The sequence below is a fragment of the Desulforhopalus vacuolatus genome (assembly GCF_016918505.1).
GTDB classification, from domain to species: domain Bacteria; phylum Desulfobacterota; class Desulfobulbia; order Desulfobulbales; family Desulfocapsaceae; genus Desulforhopalus; species Desulforhopalus vacuolatus.
In genome coordinates, this window is record NZ_JAFFPZ010000050.1 from 1 (window position 1) to 10,628 (window position 10,628).

At 47.8% G+C, this 10,628-nt stretch carries 7 protein-coding genes and 1 rRNA gene; 6 read left to right on the forward strand and 2 right to left on the reverse strand.

The features are described from left to right. Nucleotides 1-358: 358 nt before the first annotated feature. The 5 genes from JWG39_RS15370 to JWG39_RS15390 are packed head-to-tail and all read left to right on the forward strand — an operon-like array spanning nt 359 to nt 7,590. The gene (locus JWG39_RS15370; protein ID WP_205220327.1) at nt 359-1,555 is read left to right on the forward strand and encodes a glycosyltransferase family 2 protein; all 1,197 of its coding nucleotides are present in this window, start codon (nt 359-361) and stop codon (nt 1,553-1,555) included. A 3-nt stretch (nt 1,556-1,558) separates the two neighbouring features. Continuing rightward, a complete protein-coding gene (locus JWG39_RS15375) occupies nt 1,559-2,509 on the forward strand; it encodes a metallophosphoesterase (protein WP_205220328.1) in 951 nt (316 codons plus the stop codon). A gap of 13 nt (nt 2,510-2,522) precedes the next feature. Further along, a complete protein-coding gene (locus JWG39_RS15380; RefSeq protein WP_205220329.1) occupies nt 2,523-3,608 on the forward strand; it encodes a glycosyltransferase family 2 protein in 1,086 nt (361 codons plus the stop codon). A gap of 53 nt (nt 3,609-3,661) precedes the next feature. Then, on the forward strand, nt 3,662-4,504 hold the full coding sequence (locus JWG39_RS15385; RefSeq protein ID WP_205220330.1) for a substrate-binding domain-containing protein: 843 nt from the start codon (nt 3,662-3,664) through the stop codon (nt 4,502-4,504). Beyond that, nucleotides 4,501-7,590, forward strand: coding sequence for a response regulator (locus JWG39_RS15390; RefSeq protein WP_205220331.1), 3,090 nt, complete (start codon nt 4,501-4,503; stop codon nt 7,588-7,590). Before JWG39_RS15385 ends, JWG39_RS15390 begins: the two co-directional genes overlap by 4 nt. Nucleotides 7,591-8,209: 619 nt before the next feature. Here the strand turns inward: JWG39_RS15390 and JWG39_RS15395 are convergent. After that, the gene (locus JWG39_RS15395) at nt 8,210-8,857 is read right to left on the reverse strand and encodes a TetR/AcrR family transcriptional regulator (protein WP_205220332.1); all 648 of its coding nucleotides are present in this window, start codon (nt 8,855-8,857) and stop codon (nt 8,210-8,212) included. Between the two features lie 194 nt (nt 8,858-9,051). On the opposite strand from JWG39_RS15395, the gene JWG39_RS15400 reads away from it, so the two are divergent. Further along, a complete protein-coding gene (locus tag JWG39_RS15400) occupies nt 9,052-9,960 on the forward strand; it encodes a DMT family transporter (RefSeq protein WP_205220333.1) in 909 nt (302 codons plus the stop codon). Nucleotides 9,961-10,453: 493 nt separating this feature from the next. Here the strand turns inward: JWG39_RS15400 and rrf are convergent. Next, a 5S ribosomal RNA gene (gene rrf, locus JWG39_RS15405) occupies nt 10,454-10,570 on the reverse strand. Between the last annotated feature and the right edge of the window lie 58 nt (nt 10,571-10,628).

Consider the following 10,628-nt stretch of genomic DNA (forward strand, 5'->3'; position numbering starts at 1 on the left):
TACGGTTAGTTTCTGCAAGTAGATCAGCATTTCAGAATTGCTGAAAAAAAAGAGAGTCCTGACCTAACCATGCCGAGAGCATCTGTGGGTATTAGGAATAATATTTTCACAAAGTGCGAAATATAAGTTAGAAGCATGAGAACAGACCGAATTCAACCACAAGGGCATTCTCTTATGGTTTTTTCAGTAATAATTCGTGTCCATTCGTGGTTCCTTTTGTCATTTGTAACCATGAATGGATAAACAGGATGCAAAACGGGTTACAACTTAATAGGAATGGTATAATTTAACAGGAATGGTATGACAAGTTCTCCAGCAAGGTATGGGAATATGACATCTTTTAAGCAATGGTGATGATATGGTTTTTTTTCAGATCCTCTTTCTGATAGTTCTTTCTCTTGTCTTTTTGGCCTGCCTTTGGCTGTTTCTTCTTACAATCGGGGCGTGGATGTTTACGCCGAAAAAGGTCACAGATGCGCCTTTTTTGAAGATGGGGGTGTTGATCCCGGCGCACAACGAGGAGCTGCAGATGGAACAGACCATCGCTGCCGTTCGTCGCTGCCACTACCCGGAAGAACTGCTTGACATATTTGTCATTGCCGACAACTGCAGTGACAGGACTGCGGATGTGGCAAGAAGCTGCGGTGCTGCTGTGGCTGAGCGGCACAACCTGGAGATGCGGGGAAAGGGACAGGCCCTCGACTGGTTTCTTACCAGTCAGACAGATCTCTACGGCTCCTGTGACCTGCTCACCATCATCGACGCCGATGTCGCCCCGGAAGAGGACTACTTCAAAGAGCTCAACTGCAGTCTTTCCCATCCAGAGGTGCAGGTTGTTCAGGCCTATAATGGGGTTGCCAACCCTTACGATTCCTGGCGGACGGCGCTTGTTTCAGCGGCCTTCAACGTCTTCAATCACCTGCGGATGGCAGGCAGTGTACGGCTTTTTGGTACCGCCACCCTCAAGGGCAACGGCATGGGCTTTCGCAGGGAAATTCTGCAGACTTACGGCTGGCCCGCCCACAGCGTGGTCGAGGACGTGGAATTTTCACTCACCCTGCTGGAGGATCGGGTGGATGTCCACTATAATCCGGACGCTGTCATTCGCAGTGAGATGGCGGTCAGCCGCTCTCAGGCATCAAGCCAGAGGGAGCGGTGGGAAGGGGGGCGCTTTGCCCTTGCAAGAGAACTGATCCCGCGCCTGGCTGGAAAGTGTCTGCAGGGAGAGTTTCGCTATTTTCATGCCTTGATGGACCTGGCGGTTCCTCCGCTTTCCCTGCTCATCGCGGCGATACTGTTCTCCCTGGCTGCCTCCTGGCTCCTGTTCCCATCCACCCTGCCCATAGGGTTCGCCTGCCTTCTCATCAGCGTGATCTATGTAGCTTCCGGACAACTGCTGATGCGGGCACCCCTGCGGCTTTGGTGCTACCTGGCGAGTGCGCCTGTCTACATCGTCTGGAAAATGCTGCTCTACCTGAAAATGGCATTACGGGGCAGTGAGAATACCTGGACGCGGACCACCCGTAAATCTGAGCTGGATAATCAGGACAACTAAACGATGGAAGCCCACGTCTTTGCAGCATTACAAGAGAGAATCGGCAAGCGTCACCTGGGAAAACGGTTGCGCATCCAGGTCGACTACTCGGCAAAAATGTTTATCCGTGGCGAGTCGTTGAAACGTTTTCATTACGAAAACAGCAATATCTTTAATACCCTGGTAACCCTGGCGTTCAAGGCCACACTCAGTTACGCGCGAGGGGCGGAAAACGCGCTCAAGTATCGGGTCCGAGAGCATGAATTTTACCTTCATGATCTTCCTGATGCCTTTGACGGATTGCGTATCCTTCATCTCTCAGACATCCACGCAGACGGCATCGACAACGAGGCCGAGGAGCTGTGCAGGCTGCTGGCAACCATTAAAGCGGATCTCTGCGTTATTACCGGCGACTACCGTTTCAAGACCCACTCCTCCTATCGGAAGACGATACGGGTGATGAAGAAAATCCTGGGTGCCATCAATGTTGTCATGGGCAACTGGGGCATCCTTGGCAACCATGATTTCATTGAAACTGTCTTTCCTCTGGAGGAAGCGGGACTGGCCATACTTCTTAACCAGGCAGTCAGCCTGGAAAAAGATGGTGTGAGGATCTGGCTTGCAGGTGTTGATGACGACCACCTTTACCACTGTGCGGATCTTGACAGGGCTCTGCGGTCTGTTCCTCCCGAGGAAACCGTCATTCTTCTCTCACACACTCCAGATTTGTATAAAAAAGCAGCCCTGGAGGAGGTGGACCTCTTTCTCTGCGGCCACACCCATGGCGGACAGATCTGCCTGCCCGGGGGGAAGCCGGTGATAACCAATGCCTCCTGCCCCAACCGCTTTTGCGCCGACCGCTGGGAATACATGAATATGCAGGGCTATACTTCTTACGGCACCGGCAGCAGTGGTGTGCCGATCCGCTTCAATTGCCAGCCCGACGTTGCTATCCACACCCTGCGCAGAAAATAATCAAGGATACGTTATGGCAAACACCATGAACAACAGCACCCCACCCCTTTTACCCGACATAGATTGTGTGGTGATCGGCGTCAACACTGAAGCAACTCTGGAGAGATGTCTTCAATCAATCAAGGACTGTGACTATCCCCGGGAGAAACTCCATCTGATCTATGTGGATGGTGGTTCCAGCGACAGCAGTGTGGCAATCAGCAGAGCTGCTGCCGGAGTGCAGGTTATCAGCCTGGGAGACAGACATCCAACCCCTGGAAGGGGACGAAACGCAGGCTGGAGGGTGGGGGACTCGCTGCTGGTCCAGTTCCTTGACTCAGACACCATCCTTGAGCCGGACTGGCTGACAAAGGGAGTCCAGGCTCTTGGCGAAAAAGAAGCAGGAGCGGTTCAGGGCTACAGGAAAGAGATGCACCCGGATAAAAGCGTCTTCAACTGGATCACCAGTCTTGAGTGGAATGGTCAACCCGGCGAGGCTGACGCATTTGGCGGCGATGTGCTTGTCCGCCGCGAGGTTCTGGAAGAGACGGGTGGCTATGATGATGTTATGGTTGGCGGCGAAGACCCGGAACTGAGCCAGAGAGTCAGGGATAAGGGATGGCGAATCCTGCAGCTGGATACGGTGATGACCTGTCATGATATCGCCATGTTCAGGATATCCCAGTACTGGAAGAGGGCCTTCCGTTCAGGCTACGGATTTGCCGCTGTTATCGACAAGGGGGCTGGCAGGGAGCGGAGATTCTGGTTTATCGAGTTTCGCCGCATTCTTGTCCGGGGAGGCGGCTCCCTCTTTTTTCTGGCTGCCACGCTTCTGCTGCTCTTATTGGGGCTCTTTTTTTCCCCGTTTTTTTATGCTCCCTGTCTCGTCTGCGCACTTGTCGCCTGTGTTCTTCTTTTTTGGCCCAGGCTGCTCAGAGTTCAACATTTCAAGGAGTCCATGCAGCTTGATGAAAAACAGGCACGCATCTATGCCTGGCACTGCTCACTGGTGGTGATTCCTGATATCCTTGGGGTAATTCGCTATTACCTGGGCAAAGCCACAGGCAGGCATTTGCGAAATAATCCCAAGAGGTTAAAAACCGGTACCAGCGGGAGCTGACGTCCTGGTCCAGGAAATATTTTTTTTATATTTGTTTAAAAAGGAATAATCTGATGCGTGTTAAAAAAGCCCTTGTCCTTTTTTTGTCCTTTTGTTTAGCCCTGTCATTGACAGCTTGTAATCAGGGAGACGGCGATTCTGTCTCAGCCAAATCAACATCTAAAAAAATGCTTTTCTACATTGGCATCACCATGGTCCGTCCGGTCAGTATTCTGGCCGAGCGTTTCGAACAGTTGCACACCGATGAGAATCTGGAAATTGTTATTGTCCAGGGAGGGTCACAGGATCTGTACAACAGCATTACCTCCAGCCAGCAGGGGGATTTGTATCTTCCGGGGGCTCTTTCCTACCGGAAGAACAACGTACATGAAGGGTTTCTTACTGATTTCCAGTTTGTCGGCTATAACCGCGCAGCTATCGTCGTAAGGAAAGGAAACCCCAAAAATATTCCGGCAAACCTGGGTATTTTTACTTCAAGAGATGTCAGGAGCATTTTATGTAACCCGGAAAGTGGCAGCATTGGCCAGGAGACGAAAAATGTTCTGACCGAATTTGGTAACTGCCAGGAAGCTTTTGCCAACGCAGCATTTCTCTCAACTGATTCCAGAAAATTGAACAAGGAGCTTCGTGACGACAACGCTGATGTTACCATCAACTGGAGAGCTACTGCTTTCTGGGATGACAACAGCAAGTACCTTGACGTATTACCGATCGACGAAACCTATGCAAAAAAGAAGATGTTGGTTTTCAACCTGCTGAGTACTTCCAAATATCCGGAACTGGCTCGTCAGTTTATGGCTTATGCTGCATCCGAGGGGGGACGAAGGGTTTTTTATACCTATGGTTTCCTCAATGATGCCGATTTAGAAAATTTTGACAAAGTCATCGTAGAATGAACGAAAAAACAGAAAAAAGTGGACTCTTTTTATTAAGGATTTTGATCCTTGTTGTGCTGCTTGGCTTCATCGCACTAATCGGCACACATCGGCTTTTCCTGTCTTTGACAACATCCCTCGATAACAGCCTGCACAGTGAAGAAAATCGTGCAATCGTCGGCGAAAACATCATCAAGCACATAAAATCGTTGGAAACCTGTTTTTACCTGATTTCTCTTTCAAAACGACACGATCATGCCCAGGTGCTCAAAAAAAAGATAGATAGTGAGATAGACCATGTGCTTCATACGTTCACTGTTTTACGAGACGGTGGAACAATTACTCACCAGTTCGAGTTAAACCTCCCTGGGCAGGATTATTACAAGGAATCTTTCAACTTTGAACCCTTGCAAGAGAGCGAAGGTTACATCCTTGAAGCCATTGACCTGTCTCCGAAATTTCGTGAACTGAAAGTAAAAGTAGATAAGATAGTTCTGATTCTGGCCATGATCGAAACGGAGGAAGAGGCAGGACGACATGTGGCAGCGGAGCAGAGAAGGCAGGAACTTGCTGTCCTTACAAAAAGACTGCCACCTTTTTTTTCCAGAATGCTCGAAAATGCCAACCGCCTCGCCTATACCAGCAAACACAATATCCAGATTCACTTGAATCGAATACAGCAGGAAAAAGAAAATTTTAAGCTGATAGAACTTGTTCTCTCACTGTTGGTTGCCCTGATTCTTCTGGTTATCGGCAGTAAAGCCAGCAGGCAATTGCTGAGAAGTAATGAGCGCCTTCAGGAGGCTCTGGATTCACAGGTTCAACTGGCCCAGGTGGCTGAGGAAGCAAACCTTGCCAAATCCAGGTTCCTTGCCAATATGAGTCATGAGTTTCGAACACCAATGAACAATATCATAGGGCTGACCCAGATGCTTGCCCAGCGACAGGATATTACACCCGCTGTCAGAGAAGAATTTAACACGATTCATACATCCGGTCAGATGCTGTTCTCTCTGGTGAATGACATGCTGGATTTGAGCAAGATTGAGGCAGGGGAGATTAACCTGGAAATGATACCGGTGCAGCTTGAGTCTATCTTCAATGAACTCCGGGTTATGCTCATTCCCCTGGCGAAAAAAGAGGGGCTTGAGTTGACAATCGGCTCATTGCCGTCGGTTGTCGAGGAATACGTTATCAGCGATCCGACCAGACTGCGCCAGATATTGCTTAACCTGATCAATAACGCGATCAAGTTTACCAGTAAAGGCAGTGTGTCGCTGTCAGTGGAAGCTGTTGGCGGAGTTTCCCAGACTGAAAACGGTGCCCGGTATGAGTCACTGCGCTTTCTGGTAAAAGATACTGGATGTGGCATACCGGCAGATATCCTGCCTGCACTGTTTGATGCTTTCCGGCAAGCTGACAGCTCGATAACCCGTAATTACGGCGGTACAGGATTGGGGCTGTCTATTGTAAAGCAGCTGTGTGAGGAGATGGGTGGAAAGGTGTATGCGGAAAGCGTTATCGGTGAGGGGAGCTCTTTTATTATTGAACTTCCTTTCCGCATTGCAACAGCTGAAGAGGTAAAAGAGGCGGGACTGTACCGTAAGCAGTTGCGAATCTTGTTGGCCGAAGATGATTCCAGCTGTCGTGAAAACCTGATCGCCATGTGTCATCAGCTTGGTTGGGATGTGGAAGCGGTAGAGAATGGCAGGGAATTATTGGATCGCTACGGGGAGATGTATCAAGCAGGGTATCAGGTTGACTGTCTTGTCGTTGACTGGCAGATGCCGGAACTGGACGGTCTCAATGCGATGTTTAAGCTGAAAGAGAAATACGATATTGAAGAAATTCCCGGACTGCTGATGGTAACCGGTTACGAAACGAAGAAACTCCGTCAAGCTGCCCACGCAGATATTCCTGACTGCATCGTGGGTAAGCCGATCACTATCTCCTCACTGGTCAATAGTATGGGGAAAGTTTTTAGCAGGCGTTCCGAGGATATTGATCTGGTGCTCAGGAGCTCGACACTGGATTTTGCCCATCTTACATGGTTGCCTGGGGTGAAAATTCTTGTGGTTGATGACTCCCAGGTCAATCTTGATCTCGCGACCAAGCTGTTTTTACGTGAAGGCGCGATTGTTTCCACCTGTATGAATGGTGCCGAAGCACTGGATTGGCTGAAAACTCCAGGAAACAGTGTCGATATAATTTTGATGGATATCCAGATGCCGGTGATGGATGGGAATACAGCTGTCCGGGAAATTCGCCGGATAGAATCGCTTAAAAATTTGCCGGTAATAGCCTTGACAGCAACAGCTCTTGTTAGTCAACGTAAGGTGTCTCTTGAATCGGGAATGGATGATTACCAGACAAAACCCTTTGATACCGAAAAGATTATTCGCCTGATTCGAAGATATGTCGGTCAGTCACAAGGTTTTTCTGTACCTGTTCAAGAAAAAACCGCCTCACCTGTCAAAAACCTTGATTGGCCCGTTATAGAAGGCATAGAATCAGCTGGGGTACGCGAACGTCTTAATGATGATTTGGACTTATTTCTGGACCTGTTGCATCGGTTTACATCCGAAAACAGGGACTTGTTGCAGCCTGTAGTACTGCCTCGTGAAAAACCAGAACTTGATGTGCTGCGTGCCTGGATACATAAATTCGCCGGAACTGCCGGGCTGGTCGGCGCTATTACTCTCTCAAACCTGGCAAAGAGAGTGGAAAATGCCTTTGGTGATAAGGAAGACCAGGAGATTGCCAAACTGCTTGACCAGCTGAGAACGAGTTTCTGCCAGCTGGTTGAGGCGATTGATCCCGTTCTTCAGCGGGCACAAAAAGCGAGCAATAAAAATGAGCCGGTTGCACTTATGAACGAAGAGCTTGACCAATTGAGAGAAGCTTTGCATCAGGGAAAACTTTCAGCCGTGAAAATATATCGCAAACTCCTGCCTGCCTTGCAGACCCGGATGAGCAAGGAGAGTTTTACAATCCTTAATGAGGCTATGAGGAAGCTTGATTTTGCACAGGCGCAGGATCAGCTGGAGCAACTTGCCACAGAGATGATGGCAGGTGGTTTAGCAGATGAAGGGTTCGGCGAGGGATAACAGGGGACCGGTTGTCTCTGCTCTTCATAATTCTGGGAATTGCTATCAGTTTATTCCATGCGTTACAAGAAACCAATTGTATATTCTGTTTATCCTTTCGTAATCGCCAAAAAAGATTTCCACGCAGTCGTGTTCTCTGATCAGTAAAAAATGTAATACCATTTATACCATTCCTATTAAGTTGTAACCCGTTTTGCATCCTGTTTATCCATTCGTGGTTACAAACGACAAAAGGAACCACGAATGGACACGAATAAACACGAATTATTACTGAAAAAACCATAAGAGAATGCCTTTGTGGTTACTTTGAGGTAATTGATGTTTTCCGTGTCCTTCCGTGTTTTCCGTGGGAGCAAACTGCATAAGAACTATGGCAATGTATTGTTTCTGCGTATCGGCCCATAAGGAGCGGTGTCTGTTCTCATGCTCCTGGTGCACTGTACGGCTTAACTTCGGATACAAACGTTTTCGTTTAATGCGTTGTTCCTGTTCGTGAAAATTCGTGTCCATTCGTGGTTACAAATGCAAAAGGAATCACGAATGGACACGGATAAACACGAATTATTAATCGTATCTGAACGAGAGAGGGACGAGAATTATACGTGTCGTTGAGCTCTGTTCACTGATCGATGATCGAGAAAAATTGCGGGAAAAAAGTTGCCAGAAATGTCAGGCAGCCCTGAACCCCTTCCTGGCAGCTGAGACGCCCTGGAGCAATCAGGTACTGAACATAGATACCGTCGATCATACTTGTCAGCATCACCGCAACAGCTCGCAGGCTCATGCCATGAATCATTTCCTGACCGTCCGCCAATTCTCTCATCACCCCTTCAATTGACTCCTCATACGCGAGATCACCTTCAGTAAAAAACTTCAGATAATGTTCTCTGTGTGGTGTGAGCCCCCAGTACGCAACCAGAACTGTCAACGCTTTGGGATCAGCGATGGGGGGACTCAAGAGAACTTTTATCATGGACGTCAGACGCTGCTCAGGAGCAGTATCGGGTTCTGTGAGAGCTGAGCGCCACGCCAGATCAGTCTTTGCATACAGCATGCGCAAGGTCTCAAGCATTAAATGCTCTTTGTTCTCAAAATGAAAGCTGCACAACCCTCGGGAAACCCCTGCATTGCCAGATACCCTGGCAAATGTCACTCCAGCTACACCTTCTGAAGCAATAATGTCAATTGTGGCTTCCAGGAGTTTGCATCGAGTTTTCAGCTTCTGCTCCGCACGCGTCAACGCTTCTGTTGCAGTTGATTGAATCATCTTAAAATACCCTTTATCGGAACATTGAATAATCGTCCATCCTCTTTGCTCAGGATGTTCAGCCAGGAAATTTGAACTTGACAATAACAGGCAACAAATATAGGCTCAATACTTGTTGGCTGGCTGGCCAGCCAACAAGTAAATGTACATTACCATGAATTGTGTATCAGTAACCATTCTGAGGGGTAAATGTTATGAGCACTGCCAAATTAGCCACTTTAGGTGTTTTGTTTGTCGCCTTTATCTGGGGTGTCGAATTTGTCTTGATCCACAACGCAATCAGTATCCTGAAACCTCACAGCTTTAATGCTATTCGTTTCGGTGTTGCCAGCCTGTCTCTTGTGGTTTGCTTATACTCTCAAAAAAAACGAAATCACTTCAATTTACTCACTTTTAAACATGGCTGCTTTCTGGGGCTGTTGCTTTATTTAGGGTTTACCTGTCAGACTTTTGGTCTTCTCTATACAAGCGTATCCAATTGTGCTTTTATCACCAGTTTAAGTGTAGTTCTTGTACCCATAATCGCTCTTTTTATACTGGGAGATAATCTCCGGATACAGACATTTACAGGAGTGCTGCTGGCAGCGGCAGGACTCTATTTTCTGACAGCTGCCGGTGAAGTACCTTTCAATACAGGGGACTCTATAACCCTCATCGGTGCTTTAATGTTTGCCCTGCACATTGTGTATACCGGAAAATACAGTCAAAAACATGAGGTTATGCCTCTGACTTTGGTACAACTTGGAACCGTTACAGTCCTCAGCCTCTGCTCAGTCCTGATCACTGAAGACTGGCGCGTATTGGCAGATATCAGGATTATTGGGAAACCTGATGTCCTCTGGGGCATATTTGTGGCCTCCATTCTCGGTACCAGTCTGGCCATTTTTGTTCAAACACAGGCTCAAAATTACATAAGTTCCACGAGAGTTGCTTTGATCTTTTCCCTGGAACCCATTTTCGCGTCTTTGACAGCCTTTTTTGTATTAAACGAACAACTTCCAGCTGCAGGAAGCGCAGGTGCTGCTATGATCCTGACAGGTATTTTCTTTGCCGAAGTGCCTTTGACAAAAATCAAAGCAGTATTACGAGCTGAAGGGAAATAAAACAACATTTAAGAACACAGAGTTTATCAAAATTAGAACGGGAAGGACGGAAAAGCGAAAGACGGTAAGACATTTTTTACCGCGAAGGAACGCGAAGAAAGGCAAAAGACGGAACAGCGAAAAGATTTTTTTGCCAACGAAGAAAGGCAAAGACAAAAAGAGAGACAGGAAAAAGGGAGAAGGGAGGCAGGAGACGGGAGAAAGGGAAAAGCAAAAGGCGGTAAGGCATTTTTTACCGCGAAGAACGCGAAGGAAGGCGAAAAGCAAAAGACTGGATAGCCAATGAAACACACGAAAGTTTCTCTCTATAAAAAGTCCTTTTTCGCATGTTTCGTGTATTCCTTTGGCAAAAAGTCTTTTGTCGTTCCGTCTTTTCCTTTCTCCCTTCTCCCGTCTCCTTTTTCTATCTTTGTTTTGCGGTCGGCAGGGGAGGGGACAGCGGGCAAAAAAAAAGAGCCCCGTAAGGAAAAACCTTACGGGACTCTATCGTAAAAAATGGCGACGACCTACTCTCCCACATAGTCACCCATGCAGTACCATCGGCGCAGAGAAGCTTAACTTCCGTGTTCGGAAAGGGAACGGGTGGATCCTTCTCGCTATGGTCGCCACAAACTTGAATCAGAATCATTATAAATGACACTGAGCAATAAAAAAGATAATTGAATAGT